The sequence below is a fragment of the Desulfomicrobium norvegicum genome, from assembly GCF_900114595.1.
Taxonomy (GTDB): domain Bacteria; phylum Desulfobacterota; class Desulfovibrionia; order Desulfovibrionales; family Desulfomicrobiaceae; genus Desulfomicrobium; species Desulfomicrobium macestii.
This window is the reverse complement of the sequence record NZ_FOTO01000005.1, coordinates 250,300-266,754: the sequence shown is the minus strand read 5'-3', so window position 1 is coordinate 266,754 and position 16,455 is coordinate 250,300. Positions and strand designations below refer to the sequence as shown.

Below are 16,455 nucleotides of genomic sequence, written 5' to 3'. Positions count from 1 at the left end.
CGAACAGATGCCCCAGGTAAAAATGGCGATGTAAGAATGGCGGAGATTCCACCTAAAAATCAGGCGAATCTGTTCAAACAAACTGAGCCACTTCTCCTGCAACACGCCTCTTAATGCCTTGCGGGGGCTCTGTCGAAGAATAACAGGTGTGCCGATGGGAAGGTCAAATAACATTTCAAAATGGGCTGCGGCGGAAGAGGAGTCATGAGCGGCTGCATCGCTGACAATCATCCCCAAGCTGACAAAAGCCGCGCAGTAAGCCCTTGTAGGGACGACAATGGCGGTCACAATCCGACTTGCGGAGTTGTCCTCGGATGCGAGATGTTTGCCAACGCTGATGAAATACTCGGCCCATTCCGGGAGGCTATACCATTCACCGGAGTCTTCAAAATGCAGGTTGACAGGAGCAAGAGTCATTAAAGCCTCTTCGCTGAGCGAGGGGAAGACGCATCGTGCGTCTGTTTCGCTTCAACTATTTGAAATAGTTTACTTGTCCGTGCATGCTTGGGTCCTATATATCTTTATTATGAACCTTCCATTCGAGGTGCAAGTTAAAACTGCGCTGTGTCTAGATGGTCCTCATCGAGAATTAAATCGCCACATGATCCCATACAGAGGGGGACGAAGTCCCATGTCCCTCCACTGACCTGCTCTCAATTATAATGGTGCCATTTACGCCTTATAGTGAAAAAAATGTCAAGAATAAGAGGATGTAAGACGACTGGCGTATTAATAACTGAAATGAGTACAGTTTGTTGTTCTTGTCATACGTAGCTATTCTTACCTGTGAGATTCGCTATGGTCATCAGAGTTTGAACCTCTGCAGGTGCCAAGCCAGATTCTCCGTTGCAGGGTAGTAGCACTCCCTTTCCGGCAGAATCATGGGCCGGTGCGCAAACTGCTGGATATGTCCGGGAAGGTTGCCGTCGCGGGTGATCGAACGGGCGACAATAACGCGGTAGTCGTCGTCGAAACCCACCAGACCGCTGTCGAAGGTCCAGTGGCAGAGCTTGCACAGGGCTAGGCCGTTGGTGGGGCTATCGTCGTGGGACACGGCCCAGTCCTTGATGTGGGCGGCGTCCACCACGGTGCGGCTGTCCGGTGAGATGATGCGGATGCCGCACAGGGCGCAGCGGTGGTCGTAGACTTTGACGATGACCCTGCGGAACGCCTGGTCGCGGACGGGCTTTTCCACCGGTTTTTCGTAGGCCGCCGGAGTTTCCCGGAGGAGTTTGTCGGCATAGTTGAAGGCCGAGACTTGGGTCTTGGCCAGCTCGAGCAGGGGTTTTTCCAGAGCGGGGACGAAGCATCGGCGGATCAGTTCCAGCCGGGCCGTTGCGCGGGTCAGCGGGTTTTGGAGTAGTTCGAAGGCTGCCTCGTCCAGGGAAGCGAAGGCGTATCGCTCCCGCACGTTCTTCCAGGAAGACGGTTCGGTTGCGGGCAGCATCTTGCCGGAAAGAGGGTGCAGTACCCAGAAACCGTCCGTCTGCAGATAGAAGAAGGGCAGATGGATGCTCGGGCGCAGGCGGTCGGGCAGGATGGCGTTCCAGTAGAGCATGAACGCGTCGGTCAGGTCTTCGTCAGGCACGATCCGGTTTTCCGTGATCCTGCCAGCATCCATGAGGTCGAGCACGGCCAGGAGCAGGAAAGGCTTGTACGGCGCCCGGCCAAGGGTTTCCTCCGTCCAAGTGCTTCTGTTGGTATCCTGCCTGATGGATGGGAACGTGAAGGGCGGGTTAAGCATGGGGCCTTTTAGCGCCCATGGTAGGAAATGTCAGTAGGTGAGATTAAAGATTATCAGCTTTTACACCCTAAATGAAATAGATCCCTTTATTAACCACGAAAGGCGCGAAAATCGCGAAAGTTGGTGTTGGCGATGCGGACGATTTCGGCCTTTGGATGGCTACCGAAGTTGACCAGCAGACCGAGTTCAAGACCGGTTGTCTTAAAAACCGCAACCCATCTCCTGGTACACATCGGATATGGCCCCTTGAATGGCAAAACATTCAGGGAAAAGAACCTTTTCGTGTGTTTCGCGCTTTTCGCAGTTCATTAATCAATTCCTTTCCAACTGCTTGACGTTTCTGTCGGCAAGCAGAAGTTTCATCTGTTGAATGGCGGTCTGGTTCAAGATTTTGAGCCGTTCGGCCTGGGGCAGTCCCTGATTAATGAAATGGGCGTTCAGGGTTTCGAGATTGGCCAGGCAGACAAGCTGGGAGACGTTGGCTTCATCCCGAATATTGCCTTTGTGGTCTGGGGTTTCGTCCCGCCACTGTTTTGCAGTTTTGCCGAACAGAGCCATGTTCAGCAGATCCGCCTCGCTGGCGTAGATCAAATTGATTTCTTTCGCTGTGAGCTTTGGGGGGATCAGGTTGGCTTTGATAGCGTCAGTGTGGATGCGGTAATTGTTTTTGGTCAGATTGCGGCGGATGTCCCAGCCGAGTTGCTGGAGTTCCTGCTCTTTGAGTCGTTGGAACTCTTTGATCAGGTAAATTTTGAACTCGGCGCTGATCCACATGCCGAATTCAAAGGCAATATCTTTGTGGGCATAGGTGCCTCCGTAGCGGCCGGCCTTGGCCACCAGGCCGATGGCATTGGTTTTGGCCACCCACTCCTTGATGCTGATCTTGTAGCTGTTTAGCCCGGCTTGACTTTTAATTGTGGCGAATTCGCCATAATTAAACGCCGGGTTATGCACCTGTTCCCAGATGCCGAGGAACTCGACGGTATTCCGGTTCCGCAGCCAGTCCGAAATGAAAAAATCTCCATCCTTGGCCCGGAGCATGTCGGTCTGACCTGCCGGGAACCTTCGAACCACTCAATATTTGAGGGTTTCCTCACGGTTCAGTTTTTTTCCATATTGGCGACAGAAGTGTTCGGGCGTAGTGTTGTCCAGGTTTGAATGTGGGCGAACGGAGTTGTAGCGCCGTCGTCCAAAGAACGACGCGAAACGTGGAGGTGCAAGCGTGAATTATGTGGGATCGTGTCTGTGCGGCAAGGTCGCCTTCGAGGTCGAAGGCGAATTCGAGAGTTTCTATTTGTGCCATTGCGAACGGTGCCGCAAGGATACCGGCTCGGCCCATGCGGCTAACCTGTTTTCGTCCACGGCGAATCTACGCTGGCTATCGGGCGAGAATTTGGTGAAGACCTTCAACTTCAACAATACAGGGCACATAAAGAGTTTCTGTGCCGAATGCGGCTCTGCCTTGCCGAACATCCAAATGGACGGCAAGCTGCTCGTGCTCCCAGCTGGCAGTCTCGACTGCGATGCCCCAATTCCGCCCACGGCCCATATCTTCGTTTCCCGTAAAGCCAATTGGGACAAGGGGATGGAAATGCTTCCCACTTTTGAGGAACTGCCTGAGTAACCCGTTTCGTCCTTCTTCCATTCGGGAGTGATGGCTCAGGCCGTCCAGATGGCTCGTCGGACTTCCAATGCGCACAATAGTGGAATTAACCGCCAAACTTTGTGAATAAGTCTGAGCAATTTGGTTCAGGCCATCAACCTGGTTTTGCAGCGTAATTGGTGCCTGCCATGGAGCGGTAGATGATCTTAAGCCATTTTGGTGAGCAGGTGTCGTCGCCCACGCCGTGCAGGAGCCGGGTAGGTAGGGTTCGAGCTTCCCTTTGATCACCGTGTAGGGCTCGGGGGAGAAGTCTTCGGTTGTTTCGCATACGGATGGATGCGCACATTTCTGGCTCGTGCCGCGTTTGCGTGAGGGAAGCCTGAACAACACGAAGGCTCACTCAGGGCCCGGTCGTGCAAAAGGGAGAAAGCAAGGCCGCCATTTCCGCCTGGATGGCCTGATGGTCCACGAGTCGTGCAAACCAGTCATCGACCGTCATGCCGCACGAAAGGCCGACAATGCCTCCGAGCACCGCGCCGCGATGGGCGTTTTCGCCGCCCAGGTTGGTGTTGGCCAGCAGGGCGGCCTTGAGGTCGGTGCGGTATTTGAACGCCAGGAACAGAAGGCTGGGCCAGGAATCGCTGATGTAGCATGCGGTGGAATACCTGCCGCCGACGATTTCCCGGTCTGTCCGGGCGCGTTCGGCCATCTGCGCGAGATCAAGGCCCATGGTTGTGCGGGCTGCCTCCAGCAGATGCCGGTCGGGGGCCTCGTCCGCATCGCGCAGGAGCAGGCCGGCGACAAGGGCGACATACCCGTCGCAGATGCGCCCCAGCGTCTCGTCCGGGTGGGTCAGGAAGAGGTGCTCCCGACAGGTCGCCTGCACCGTGGTCAATGCGGTTCCCTGCAGCAGTTCGCTGATGGCCAGGGGGCCGATGGTGACCAGCCCGCCCATGGACGGGGTGTCGTGGGTCCGTGCGCCGCATTTATGGGGGGGCTTTCCGGCGACGAGGTTGGCGAAGAAGCCGCGGTGGTACGATTCGGCGTAGGTGTCCCGGTGCCGGGGCGGGTCGGCGGTCATGAACTCGATGTAGGACTGCAGGAAGTGGTCGCGGCTGTAGCGGCCGTCGTTCTCGATGATGGAACGCATGAGCACCCGGGCGCAGTGGGCGTTGAGGGTGTTGTCGCCGGCCTGCATGCCATGGTGATAGTGCCGGTTGGCCTGGCCCCAGAGGTGCCGCCGGTCCTTGAGGATGACCGATCCGATGATCTCCGGAGAACCTGGCTGGCCTTGATCCTGCCCCGAACGGCCGCCACGCCGGGTGGAGTGGAGCGACATGATCGATGAGGGGTGGAATTCCGGCGCGGCTTCAAGGTCTTTGATGCCGCCGGGAAAGGCGCGTTCGATATCGGCGGTGTTGTAGTACCAGTGCACCGGCATGGCCAAGGCGTCGCCGACAAAGAGCGAGGCGAGGGCCGCCGACGCCCTTTGCAGGGATACGGATGGCGCAGGGCGCTTTATTGGCGTTGGTTCCATGGGAGCATCGTGCACGACCTCCGCCTTGATGTCCATGGTGCCTGCCATGGATAGATGGTCGTCACCGATTCCAGTGAGAGGCATCGTCGCCCAGAGTATGCAGGAGTCGGAATATGTCCAAGACGCGAGCCACGCTTTGCGGGTCGTCGACTGATCGTGCCGAGCAACAAGAGAGGGTAAGAGCGAACATGGCCGGGCGGGGGATAAACGTGGTCAGTGCTTTTCAGCATGAATTCAACTTGCCGGCATTCATTTTTCGAGATACTTAATTTTGATGATTGAATTAACACTCTGTCTTCCTTAAAGGAAAAACAGCAAATTCAAGATAATAATTTAACCCCTTCAACATGCCAACATTTCGCCATTATGATTTGAGCCTGCTCAACCCCGCCTTTGACTCGCCGTTGGTGGACGTGCTGACTGAACTGGAGCACTTGCGTCGACTGCGCCTGGTAGGCACCACTCCGGCTCCGGTGTTCTTTCAGCTCAAGCATGTATTCCACATGCTCGAAAGTCTTGGTTCAGCTCGCATCGAGGGCAACCACACCACCCTGGCAGATTACATAGAGAGCAAGCTGGAAGGCTCGCTGGAACATCCGTCCGACCAGTTGCGGGAAATGGCAAACATCGAGATGGCCATGGCCCATATCGAGGAAAGCGTCCAGCAAGGACACCTTCTGACGGAACATTTCGTTCGTGAACTCCATGCACTTACTGTCGGGAGTCTTGAACGCGAGGGCGATCCCACGCCTGGCGCGTACCGTCGTCAGCAGGTCAAAATCGCACACTCGAACCATCTTCCTCCAGAATTTTTGCTGGTGCCGCAATACATGCAGGAACTGGTGGCCTTCATCAACGCAAACCACCCGCCCAAATACGATCTGATCAAGGTGGCGCTGGCTCATCATCGGTTTGGCTGGATACATCCCTTTGGCAACGGCAACGGACGGGTGGTCCGCCTGCTGACGTACACGCTGCTGATCAAATACGGATTCAATGTCCAGGCCGGAGGGCGGGTGCTCAACCCGACAGCCGTGTTCTGCAACGACCGGGACCGCTATTACGCCATGCTGGAAGAAGCCGACGCGGGAACTCCGATCGCCCTGGAATCGTGGTGCATCTATGTACTGCAGGGTATTCTGGGTGAATTGCGTAAAGTGGATCGGCTGACGGATTTCACCTATCTGACCAACAGCGTGCTTCTGCCCGCCATTGCCTTTGCCCGCGAACGCGAACTGATCACAACGACTGAAGCGCACATTCTGCAGATCGGTGCACAAAAGGGCATTGCCAAAGCCGCCGATCTGGGCGCTGCCATGCCGGGCATGACTACGGCGCAACGCACCTACCAGATCAGAAAACTGGTCGAACGAAAGATGCTGCTGCCGATCAAGGAAGGCGCGCGGCAATACACCCTTGGCTTCAGCAACAGTTTTCTGTTGCGCGGCATTATCCTTACGCTGTCTGAAGAAGGCTTCATCCCGCCAACGCTCAACCGCCCCGCATAAGCCAGGCCGCTCCAACCCTGCCCCGACACCGACAGGCAAGGAAGGCGAATACTCCGTCTGCGGGCCGAGTTGCCGGAGCATGTCCCAGTAGGGGAACAGACCGTCGAGAGACGTGGTCAAATCGATAATCGGCACTAACTATCTACCCCTTTGAACAGCTCCATCTTTTTTCTTTGTTGCTCCCTGCCGGGCGCGCACGTAAAAAAAGCCCCTGGGCAAGATCCCAAGGGCTTTCTTCGCGGCATCATTTTCCCGGGGCACGACGATGATCGCCGCAGGAGGAGCTTCGGCAAGAAAAAGCCTCGGAATCCGAGGCAATTGTTTTTGAACCACCACTTTTCATACGCGTTTTGTGGCCACGGTCTCTTTTTCCTTGTCCCACAACAGGGTGGGTTTGGGATATTTTTTGTCCAGTTCGTAGGCGCGCTGGAAATCGCGGTAGGCTTCTGTGATGTTTTTGAGCTTCAAGAGAACAGTGCCGCGCTGATAGTGATAATCGGCGACTCCTGGCCTGAGGTTTATCAGGTGGCTCAAGTCTTTGTAGGCTTGTGCGTGCAGTGCCATGCGACGGCAGAGCTGCGAGCGGCCGTAAAGCGCCTTGGCGTGGTTTGGGTCCAGGGTGACCGCCAGGGTGTATCTGACAAGAGCCTCCTGAAAGTGCTCGGCCCTGGCCAGAGCCTCTCCCAGCGCAAAATGGGCATCCGCCGAATCGGGAGCCTGATTTGCGGCTTTGGTGAATGATGCGATGGCTCCTGCAAGGTTTTGTCCTTCTTGCGATCCTTGTTCGACTTTCATGTTTTGACTTGCCTGTGTTGCCACCATGCGCGCATTTTTTGCGTCAGGCGATGCAAACGATGCCTGATCTTTCGCATGGGACTCCCCGGCTCGGCACATGATCGGGCCGACGAGAGTCAGGAATGCGAGAGTAATCAGGCAAATGAGTAGGGTGGAGTTTTTCATGTTTCCTCCTTGTGTATGTACGTACGTTGTTGTTTTTTGCGGGACGCAATTTTTCCAGTTTTTCCTGGATTGACCAAAAATACCGATTAGTATTTATTTGATCGTCATTTGGTGTTATTAATTAAACCGTATTTAATATCTTTTATGTATTCTAATGATTATAATTTAATAACATGCTTAATTTTTTAATGATTTAAATTCTTTAATTTTGACGTTCGAGCTTTTATATACGTATTTATATGTATGAAATTTTATAAAAAAGTAAACACTAATGACTAATTTTCTTCCAACAAATAAAATACCTACATATATTTTTCATAAATGAATTTAATACGTAGGTATTTATTTTTAAAAACCGATTGGTTTTTCCGCCAAACAAAATCAAAAATGTCTTTGTTTGTTAAGTTGAGTATACATAATTTTTCAAAATAGTTAGTTATGTTTATTTATTTCAGGATGATTCTCAAATTATATTGAACGCATTTAATAGAGACATGCACATGCTTTCCGATACATATTTTCAATATGTTATGGGGAAGATGCAAAAAGCCGTGAGAGAACCTGGACGCAATGTCAGCGAAGGCGGAAATCGAAGCGTTTTCTTGGTGGTTAAAAAGGCGCGGGTTTTCTTTTTGAAGGGGCTAACGGCTTTTTGCAGTGAACTCTGTTCTGAAATAAAGCGGAAAAACTTTTTATCCAGGACTTGCCATGAACACGGATCAGGAACCCATGCAGGATGTTGAAGGCTGCACAGATGATGATTCGAAACTCCAATCAGGCCAGAAACCTTACGTGATGGTCGTTCCCGATGCGGAGTTGCTGCGTCATGAGCGGTTTCGCGAAGCCGTGAAGCAGGTTTTGTCGCAACAGGGCAAAGCGCTCAATGAACCGATCAAGAAGGGCAGGGAAGGGGCGGGGCGCTACAAGAGTTTACTGACAAAGAATGAGCTCAATTTTCTGTTGAAGTGAAATTTCGTTGTAAGGCGCAGTACAAACACGAATCCCCGGGGCAGACGGCTGTCCCGGGGATTCGTGTTTGTCAGGCCGTCCAAAAACGGCAATCTGCTGCGTCAGCGGAAAAATCCAGACCGCTTATGTATGTCAAATACACTGCGCGCCCTGGATTTTTTCGCTTCCTTGCATCTCGCCATTTTTGAACGGCCTGCGAATTTTGAATTTTTCAGTTAGTTGTGGTGAAGCAAAAACGGCAATCTGCTGCGTCAGCGGAAAAATCCAGACCGCTTATGTATGTCAAATACACTGCGCGCCCTGGATTTTTTCGCTTCCTTGCATCTCGCCATTTTTGAACGGCCTGCGAATTTTGAATTTTTCAGTTAGTTGTGGTGAAGCAAAAACGGCAATCTGCTGCGTCAGCGAAAAAATCCAGACCGCTTATGTATGCCAAATACACTGCGCGCCCTGGATTTTTTCGCTTCCTTGCATCTCGCCATTTTTGAACGGCCTGCGAATTTTGAATTTTTCAGTTAGTTGTGGTGAAGCAAAAACGGCAATCTGCTGCGTCAGCGGAAAAAATCCAGACCGCTTATGTATGCCAAATACACTGTGCGCCCTGGATTTTTTCGCTTCCTTGCATCTCGCCATTTTTGAATGGCCTGCAAATTTTGTTTTTTTCAGTCAGTTATGGAGAAGTAAAAGCGGCAATCAACCGGCGCAGGCCCTCGGGCCAGTCATGCACAGAGCCTTGTGCAGCGCAACCTGCGCCTTGGCGAACTGGCTGCGTTCGACCACGAACTGCATATTGGTCTGGCGGGCGGTCTGCGAGACGGCCAGGATGTTGATCCCGTCGGTAGCCAGTGCGCTGGCCGCCTTGGCCATGATTCCGGGCTGTCCGATGTTGGAGCCGATGGCGCAGACGATGGCCACCTTCTGAAGGGTGATCTGCTCGAACCTGTCCTGCAATTCGGCGATCATCTCGGGGCGGCAGTCGCGATCATTGATGATCATGCCGATGGTGTTGGCGTTGGTGGCCTTGCTGATATAGGAAATGTCATGCTTGGCCAGCACCTGCAGGATGCGCAGGTCAAAGCCGACCTCGCCGACCATGCGCGTGTCGTGCACTTCCAGGCAGGTGACCTTCTCGGAGCCGGTCACGATCTCGACCATGGACTCGGGTGCGATGAAATCCTTGGTGATGAGCGTGCCGCTGTGGTCCGGATCAAAGGCGTTCTTGATCCGGATGGGGATATCGTTGACTTCCAGCGGTTTGGACGCCTTGGGGTGGATGGCCTCCATGCCTACGTCGGCCAACTGGTCGGCCACGTCGAAGTTGGTGTTGCAGACCGGGTGGATGTTTTCCTCGCCGATGAGCACGGGGTCGCCGGAACAGAGGTGATATTCCTTGTGGATGATGGCTTCGCTCGCGCCCAGGATCACCGCGACCTTGGAGAACGTGACCTCGGAATAGCCCCGGTCGAATTCGCGCATGATGCCTTCGGTGCCTTTGGTGTAGCCGGTGGCGAAGCAGATGGTCGAGAAGGGATCGATGCCTTCGAAGCTGGCCCTGATGCGCTCGTCGATGGTCAACTGCCTGCTGTCTTCCCAGCCGCTCAAGTCCACGAAGGTGGCATCGTAGCCGCGATTTTGCAGGATGTTGGCGGAGTTGAAGGCGCTGTGCATTTCGCCCAGGGACGCCAGCAGCTCGCGCGCCGCCAGGAACAGGGCCGTGCGTGAAACGTAGCCCGAGGCCAGCACGTTATCCATGCTGCGCAGGATGTTTATGGCCAGATCGATGTGGTCGTCGACGAACTCATTGGCGGCGGCCAGGTCGAGTCCTGCGGGCACGAAGGTCTTGTTCAGCTCGAAGAGGGTGTCGCGCAGGGCGAGCATCTTCCTGGCGTAATTTTCCTGCTGCCGAAAGAGCTGGTAAATGCCGGGCTGCCCGGTTTTCTTGTGCTCCAGCAGCTCGTTGGTGACTCCTCCGTAGGCGGAGACAATGTAGATCCGGCCAAAAATGTCGGCAGGATTGCGAAGAATGATATTGTCGATGATTTGCGGGAACCGTGACATGGATGTTCCGCCGATCTTTTCAACACGAACTTTAGCTTTCATGGACTTTTCCCGGACTGAAGTGATGTTGACGGGTGCCGGCGGCCAGGGCCGGCTGCTCTGGATAACCCCTGAGCGATATTGCCTAAAGTGGTGGGGCGTCAATATGAAGAGAAAAGAAAATCGATTTTCGACAACCTCTTCGTCGCCATGCCCGACCAGTTCCTTGTTTACGCGCCGGGCCTGTTTGACGCTCCCGGCCGCTACGGCTAAAAGGGCGCAAATTCGCCAACTCAAGCAGGTTCATCATGAAGCATCTTTTCCTTCTTGTCCTTCTCCTCGGTACTGTCCTGCCTGCGTCGGCAGGGGATTCTTTTCACGCCCTGGCCATGAACGGACAGCCCCGTTACCCTGCTGATTTCAGCCATTTCGACTATGTCAATCCCGACGCGCCCAAGGGCGGGCAGGTGCGACTGGCCGCGACGGGCACCTTCGACAGCTTCAACCCCTTCATCGTCAAGGGCAACTCCGCCGACGGCCTGGGACTTCTTTTCGACACCCTGACCGAACAGTCCCTCGACGAGCCCTTTACCGAATACGGCCTGCTGGCCGATCGGATCGAGGTGGCCAAGGATCGCTCCTCCATGACCTTCCATCTGCGCGAAGGGGCCCTGTTTCATGACGGCACCCCGGTCACGGCGCAGGATGTGGCCTTCACCTTCAAGATCCTCGTGGAGCAGGGCAATCCCCACTACGCCCAGTATTACGCCGATGTGGAGCGGGTTCACATTGCCGATGCGCAAACCGTGACCTTTTTCTTCAAGCCGGGCAGCAGTCAGGAACTCCCGCTCATCCTGGGGCAGTTGCCGGTGCTGTCCGAAGCATCCTGGAAGGGCCGGGATTTTGCCGCTTCAAGCCTGGACATTCCCGTGGGCAGTGGTCCGTATCGCATCGGGGAATTCAAGGCCGGACAGCGCCTGACCTTCGTGCGCGATCCCGGGTATTGGGGACGGGATCTGCCGGTGAACAAGGGGCGGCACAATTTCGACACCATCATTTATGACTACTATCGCGACCTGACCGTGACCCTGGAGGCCTTCAAGGCCGGGGAGTACGATTTTCGCCAGGAATACAATTCCAAGCAGTGGGCCACGGGCTACACCGGCCCGGCGGTGAATTCCGGGCTGATCCGCACCGAGAACATTCCGCACAAGCTCTCGCAGGGCATGCAGGCCTTCGTCTTCAACACCCGCCGCGACATTTTCTCCGACCCCTTGGTGCGCAAGGCGCTCAATTTCGCCTTCGATTTCGAGTGGAGCAACAAGAGCCTTTTCTATGGCCAATACGCCCGCTCCACGAGCTTTTTCTCCAATTCCGACATGGCTTCCTCCGGTCTGCCTTCGGAACAGGAGAAGGAGCTGCTGAAACCCCTGGACCTGCCCGAGGAAGTGAGTACCCAGGCATTCTCCCTGCCAGTCAGCGACGGCAGCGGCAACATTCGCGACAATCTTCGCGAGGCCGCGGGGCTTCTGCGTCAGGCCGGGTGGAGCGTCAAGGATGGCAAGCTGGTCAAGGACGGCAAGCCCTTCGTCTTCGAGATGCTGCTGGTGCAACCCGATTTCGAGCGCGTGGTCCTGCCTTTCCAGCGCAACCTTACGCGGCTCGGCATCACCATGAGGGTGCGCATGGTGGACACTTCGCAGTATCTGGAGCGGCTGCGCGGCTTCGATTTCGACATGATCGTGTCCAGCTTCCCGCAGTCCCTGTCTCCGGGCAACGAGCAGCGTTCCTTCTGGCATTCCTCCTCGGCGGACATGCCCGGTTCGCGCAATTATTGCGGCATCAAGAGCCCGGCCATCGACGCCCTGGTCGATCTGGTCATCGCCGCTCCGGATCGTGAGGCGCTCATCCTGCGCTGCAAGGCCCTGGACCGCGCCCTTTTGTGGGGCTGGTACGTCATCCCGCACTGGCACGCCACGTCCTGGCGTGTGGCCTATTGGGACAAGTTCGGGCGGCCGGAGAAGCCGGCTGATTACGGACTTGATTTTCAGTCCTGGTGGATCGACCCGGAGAAGGAACGGGGCTTGGCGGACAAGCGCGGGCGGCTGGGGCTCAAGTAGGACCTGGACATTGATCCGGCCGCCATCATGGACCGTGGCGATGTGGGCGGCTTGCGCCAGAAGAAAACTCGATTTCGAGTCGATTTTAAAACAGTGGATCCCCGCCTTCGCGGGGATGACGCCGGGACGATGTGGGCGGCTTGCCATAAGAAAAAACCGTTCTGCCGCGCGGGCTGATACGTCATTCCCGCGCAGGCGGGAATCCATGTCTTGCAACAGAATTAACGATAAAATCCGGAACCAATGCTCACATACATTCTGCGCCGCCTGGCTCTCATCATTCCGACCTTGCTTGGCATCCTGACGCTCAATTTCTTCATCATCCAGGCCGCGCCCGGCGGGCCGGTGGAGCAGATGATCGCCCGGTTGCAGGGGCTGGACGTTGCCGCCGCCGCGCGTGTCAGCGGATCGGGAGGGGAAACGGCCGGGGCGAATGTCTCGGCCCAGGCGTCCTCCAAGTCCGCCTATCGCGGCGCCCAGGGCCTTGACCCGGACGTAGTGCTGCGCATCGAGCGCATGTACGGCTTCGACAAGCCAATGTGGGAGCGTTACGTCCAGATGCTGAAGAACTACGCCACGTTCGATCTGGGCGAGAGTTTTTTTCGCAGCAAGGGCGTGCTTGAACTCATCGGCGAAAAGATCCCGGTGTCCCTGTCGCTCGGGCTGTGGAGCACGCTCATCATCTACACCCTGTCCATCCCGCTTGGCATCATGAAGGCCGTGCGCCACGGTTCGCGCTTCGACATCTGGACCAGCACGTTCATGATCGTGGGCAACGCCATTCCGGTTTTTCTGTTCGCCATCCTGCTCGTGGTCCTGTTCGCAGGCGGCAGCTACCTGAACTGGTTCCCCCTGCGCGGCCTGACCTCTCCGGGCTGGGCCGATTTTTCGCTCCTGGACAAGATCCTGGATTATTTCTGGCATCTGGCCCTGCCCGTCACGGCCATGGTCATCGGCGGCTTCGCGACCCTGACCATGCTGACCAAGAACTCCTTCCTGGACGAGGTCGGCAAGCAGTACGTGACCACGGCCCGCGCCAAGGGCCAGACCGAAGGGCGCATCCTGTACCGTCACGTCTTCCGCAACGCCATGCTGCTCATCATCGCCGGCTTCCCCGCGGCCTTCATTTCCATGTTCTTCACGGGCTCGCTCCTGATCGAGGTCATCTTTTCCCTGGACGGCCTGGGGCTTTTGGGCTTCGAGGCGACCATCAACCGGGACTACCCGGTCATGTTCGGGTCCCTCTACATTTTCACCCTGATCGGCCTTTTCACCAAGCTGCTCTCTGATCTGACCTACATGCTGGTCGATCCGCGCATCGATTTCGGCGCACGGGAGGAGCAATGAACCCCATCACCCGTCGCAGGCTGCGCGCCTTTCGCGCCAACGGCCGCGCGTTCTGGTCCCTGTGGATCTTTCTGTTCCTGTTTCTCTCAAGCCTCGGGGCGGAATTCATAGCCAACGACAAGCCGCTTTTGGTCTACTATGACGGGGGCTTCTACGCCCCGGTCTTCAAGGCCTATCCCGAAACGGTTTTCGGCGGCGATTTCGAGACCCAGACCGTGTACCGCGACCCCTACGTGCAGGAACTGATACAGGCCAAGGGCTGGATGCTCTGGCCTCCGGTGCGTTACAGCTACCGGACCATCAACTACGACCTGCCCGTGCCCGCCCCGGCCCCGCCCTCGCGCGAGAACCTGCTCGGAACAGACGATCAGGGGCGTGACGTGCTGGCGCGCATCATCTACGGGGTGCGCCTGTCCGTGCTCTTCGGCCTGGCGCTGACCCTGGGCAGTTCCGTGGTTGGGGTCTGCGTGGGCGCCATGCAGGGCTATTACGGCGGGATCATCGATCTGGCCGGACAGCGCTTTCTGGAAATCTGGTCCGGCATGCCCGCGCTCTTCATCCTGATCATCCTGGCCTCCATGGTCGCGCCCGGGTTCTGGTGGCTTTTGGCCGTGACCATGCTTTTTTCATGGATGAGCCTGGTCGACGTGGTGCGGGCCGAGTTCCTGCGCGGCCGCAATCTCGAATACGTGCGCGCGGCCAAGGCCCTGGGGCTTCCCGACCGGGTCATCATGTTCCGCCACATCCTGCCCAACGCCATGATCGCGACCGTGACCTTCATGCCCTTCATCGTAAGTGGGTCCATCACCACGCTGACCTCGCTCGATTTTCTGGGTTTCGGCCTGCCGCCGGGTTCGCCGTCCCTGGGCGAGCTGCTGGCCCAGGGCAAGAACAATCTCCAGGCCCCTTGGCTTGGCCTGTCGGCCTTCATGGTCCTGGGCACGATCCTGAGCCTTTTGGTTTTTATCGGAGAAGGAGTGCGCGATGCCTTTGATCCACGCCACGGAAGCTAGCCGGATGGCGTCCGGTCCGGGGCCCGACACGCGGGGCGAAGCCCTCCTGGCCATCCGCGATCTGAGCGTGGATTTTTCCGTGGAAGGGCGGACCATCGCGGCCGTGCAGGGTGCCAGCCTGTCCGTGTATCCGGGAAAGACCTGCGCCCTGGTGGGCGAGAGCGGCTCCGGCAAGTCTGTCACCGCCCTGTCGATTCTGCGCCTGCTCCCGGCCCGGATCGCGCGCACGAGCGGTGAAATCCTGTTCGAAGGCCGCGACATGCTGCGCCTTGACGAAAAGTCCCTGCGCGAGGTGCGCGGCGGGCGCGTGGGCATGATTTTCCAGGAGCCCATGACCTCGCTCAATCCGCTGCACCCCATCGGCCGCCAGATCGCCGAAAACGTGATCCTGCACCAGCCCGGGGCCGATGCGCAAAAGCGCACTCTTGAACTGCTTGAACTGGTCGGCATCCCGGACGCGGCTTCGCGTCTTTCGAGCTTTCCGCACCAGCTTTCCGGCGGACAGCGCCAGCGGGTCATGATCGCCATGGCCCTGGCCAACGACCCGGTCCTGCTGATCGCCGACGAACCGACCACCGCCCTGGATGTGACCATCCAGGCCCAGGTGCTGGAACTTCTCAAAGACCTGCAAAAACGCCTGAACATGGCCATCCTGCTCATCTCCCATGATCTGGGCGTGGTCCGTCACATGGCCGACGAGGTGCATGTCATGCGCGAGGGCAGGATCGTGGAGAGCGGGACGCGGGACGAAATCTTTCAGAATCCCGGCCATGCCTACACGAAAACCCTGTTGACCAGCACACCGTCAGGCAGGCCGGGCCCCCTGGCCGCGGACGCGCCGATCCTGATCGAGGCCCGGGGAGTGCGGGTCTGGTTTCCGCAGGGCAAGACACTGTTTGGCCGTCCCAAGAGCTACATCAAGGCCGTGACCGACGCGGAACTCTCCATTAGCAAGGGCGAATCCCTCGGCGTGGTCGGCGAGAGCGGATCGGGCAAGACCACACTGGGCCTGGCCCTGCTGCGCCTGCAGTCCTGCCAGGGCGAGGTGGATTTCGACGGGCAGCGGATCTCGGACATGCGCGAAGGACGGATCCGTTCCCTGCGCCGCAATTTTCAGATCGTGTTCCAGGACCCCTATGGCAGCCTCAGCCCGCGCATGACCGTCGGTCAGATCGTGGCCGAAGGCCTGGATGCGCACCGTCTGGCCGTGGGAGATGAACGCCGGGAGCGCATCGCACAGATCCTTGAAGCCGTGGACCTTGACCCCGGTGCCATGCATCGCTATCCGCACGAGTTTTCAGGCGGCCAGCGTCAGCGCATCTCCATTGCCCGGGCGCTCATTCTGCGGCCTAAATTCGTGGTGCTGGACGAGCCGACCTCGGCCCTGGATCGCACGGTGCAGTTTCAGATCGTGGAGCTGCTGCGCAATCTGCAGGACCGCTTCGGCCTGACCTACATGTTCATCACCCATGACCTGGCCCTGGTCCGGGCCCTGTGCCACCGCATCGTCATCATGAAGGACGGGAGCATCGTCGAGCAGGGGCCGACCGACACCATTTTCGCAAGTCCGGTTCAGGAATATACCCGCACCCTGCTGGCCGCAGCCCTGGAATAAGG

General features: G+C 56.9%; 13 protein-coding genes. 7 read left to right on the top strand and 6 right to left on the bottom strand.

The genetic code is table 11. The features are described 5' to 3' along the window. From BMZ24_RS10215 to BMZ24_RS10200, 3 genes are all read right to left on the bottom strand, one after another. Positions 1–417: hypothetical protein (locus tag BMZ24_RS10215; RefSeq protein ID WP_143077873.1), on the bottom strand; the 417-nt coding region annotated here is incomplete at its 3' end. A gap of 388 nt (positions 418–805) precedes the next feature. Next, entirely contained in the window at positions 806–1,744 is a 939-nt protein-coding gene (locus tag BMZ24_RS10210) for an HNH endonuclease (RefSeq protein ID WP_092191897.1), read from the bottom strand. A gap of 312 nt (positions 1,745–2,056) precedes the next feature. Further along, positions 2,057–2,785: a KilA-N domain-containing protein gene (locus BMZ24_RS10200; protein WP_092191895.1), complete on the bottom strand. Its 729-nt coding sequence runs from the start codon at positions 2,783–2,785 to the stop codon at positions 2,057–2,059. A 181-nt stretch (positions 2,786–2,966) separates the two neighbouring features. Here BMZ24_RS10200 and BMZ24_RS10195 point away from each other — a divergent pair, with 181 nt between their 5' ends. Then, positions 2,967–3,368, top strand: coding sequence for a GFA family protein (locus BMZ24_RS10195; protein ID WP_092191893.1), 402 nt, complete (start codon positions 2,967–2,969; stop codon positions 3,366–3,368). A 379-nt stretch (positions 3,369–3,747) separates the two neighbouring features. Here the strand turns inward: BMZ24_RS10195 and BMZ24_RS10190 are convergent, their stop codons facing one another. Further along, positions 3,748–4,968, bottom strand: a complete 1,221-nt coding sequence (locus BMZ24_RS10190) for an ADP-ribosylglycohydrolase family protein (RefSeq protein ID WP_244150332.1) — start codon at positions 4,966–4,968, stop codon at positions 3,748–3,750. A gap of 287 nt (positions 4,969–5,255) precedes the next feature. On the opposite strand from BMZ24_RS10190, the gene BMZ24_RS10185 reads away from it, so the two are divergent. Further along, on the top strand, positions 5,256–6,392 hold the full coding sequence (locus BMZ24_RS10185; RefSeq protein WP_244150331.1) for a Fic family protein: 1,137 nt from the start codon (positions 5,256–5,258) through the stop codon (positions 6,390–6,392). A gap of 339 nt (positions 6,393–6,731) precedes the next feature. Here BMZ24_RS10185 and BMZ24_RS10180 read toward each other — a convergent pair whose 3' ends face one another. Next, positions 6,732–7,352 carry a tetratricopeptide repeat protein gene (locus BMZ24_RS10180; protein ID WP_092191889.1) on the bottom strand — a complete coding sequence of 207 codons (621 nt, stop codon included), beginning with the start codon at positions 7,350–7,352 and terminating at the stop codon, positions 6,732–6,734. A gap of 708 nt (positions 7,353–8,060) precedes the next feature. On the opposite strand from BMZ24_RS10180, the gene BMZ24_RS10175 reads away from it, so the two are divergent. Further along, a complete protein-coding gene (locus BMZ24_RS10175) occupies positions 8,061–8,321 on the top strand; it encodes a hypothetical protein (RefSeq protein ID WP_092191887.1) in 261 nt (86 codons plus the stop codon). A 693-nt stretch (positions 8,322–9,014) separates the two neighbouring features. Here the strand turns inward: BMZ24_RS10175 and BMZ24_RS10170 are convergent. Next, a complete protein-coding gene (locus BMZ24_RS10170) occupies positions 9,015–10,421 on the bottom strand; it encodes an aspartate kinase (protein WP_092191885.1) in 1,407 nt (468 codons plus the stop codon). A 245-nt stretch (positions 10,422–10,666) separates the two neighbouring features. Between BMZ24_RS10170 and BMZ24_RS10165 the strand changes: the two genes are divergently transcribed. The 4 genes from BMZ24_RS10165 to BMZ24_RS10150 all read left to right on the top strand — a co-directional run bounded on the left by BMZ24_RS10165 (position 10,667) and on the right by BMZ24_RS10150 (position 16,453). Next, positions 10,667–12,478 carry an extracellular solute-binding protein gene (locus BMZ24_RS10165; protein WP_092191883.1) on the top strand — a complete coding sequence of 604 codons (1,812 nt, stop codon included), beginning with the start codon at positions 10,667–10,669 and terminating at the stop codon, positions 12,476–12,478. Positions 12,479–12,721: 243 nt separating this feature from the next. Continuing rightward, positions 12,722–13,825 carry a microcin C ABC transporter permease YejB gene (locus BMZ24_RS10160; protein ID WP_092191881.1) on the top strand — a complete coding sequence of 368 codons (1,104 nt, stop codon included), beginning with the start codon at positions 12,722–12,724 and terminating at the stop codon, positions 13,823–13,825. Next, complete coding sequence (locus BMZ24_RS10155; RefSeq protein WP_092191879.1) at positions 13,822–14,838, top strand: ABC transporter permease; 1,017 nt, start codon at positions 13,822–13,824, stop codon at positions 14,836–14,838. The genes BMZ24_RS10160 and BMZ24_RS10155 overlap by 4 nt, the downstream gene beginning before the upstream one ends. Then, a complete protein-coding gene (locus BMZ24_RS10150) occupies positions 14,810–16,453 on the top strand; it encodes an ABC transporter ATP-binding protein (protein WP_092191877.1) in 1,644 nt (547 codons plus the stop codon). Before BMZ24_RS10155 ends, BMZ24_RS10150 begins: the two co-directional genes overlap by 29 nt. Positions 16,454–16,455: the final 2 nt, after the last annotated feature.

Excerpts from the sequence above, each read along its gene's own strand:
- BMZ24_RS10210 (WP_092191897.1), bottom strand. The coding sequence starts at position 1,744 with ATGCTTAACCCGCCCTTCACGTTCCCATCCATCAGGCAGGATACCAAC.
- BMZ24_RS10200 (WP_092191895.1), bottom strand. The coding sequence starts at position 2,785 with ATGCTCCGGGCCAAGGATGGAGATTTTTTCATTTCGGACTGGCTGCGG.
- BMZ24_RS10190 (WP_244150332.1), bottom strand. The coding sequence starts at position 4,968 with ATGCCTCTCACTGGAATCGGTGACGACCATCTATCCATGGCAGGCACC.
- BMZ24_RS10180 (WP_092191889.1), bottom strand. The coding sequence starts at position 7,352 with ATGAAAAACTCCACCCTACTCATTTGCCTGATTACTCTCGCATTCCTG.
- BMZ24_RS10175 (WP_092191887.1), top strand. The coding sequence starts at position 8,061 with ATGAACACGGATCAGGAACCCATGCAGGATGTTGAAGGCTGCACAGAT.
- BMZ24_RS10170 (WP_092191885.1), bottom strand. The coding sequence starts at position 10,421 with ATGAAAGCTAAAGTTCGTGTTGAAAAGATCGGCGGAACATCCATGTCA.
- BMZ24_RS10165 (WP_092191883.1), top strand. The coding sequence starts at position 10,667 with ATGAAGCATCTTTTCCTTCTTGTCCTTCTCCTCGGTACTGTCCTGCCT.
- BMZ24_RS10160 (WP_092191881.1), top strand. The coding sequence starts at position 12,722 with ATGCTCACATACATTCTGCGCCGCCTGGCTCTCATCATTCCGACCTTG.
- BMZ24_RS10155 (WP_092191879.1), top strand. The coding sequence starts at position 13,822 with ATGAACCCCATCACCCGTCGCAGGCTGCGCGCCTTTCGCGCCAACGGC.
- BMZ24_RS10150 (WP_092191877.1), top strand. The coding sequence starts at position 14,810 with ATGCCTTTGATCCACGCCACGGAAGCTAGCCGGATGGCGTCCGGTCCG.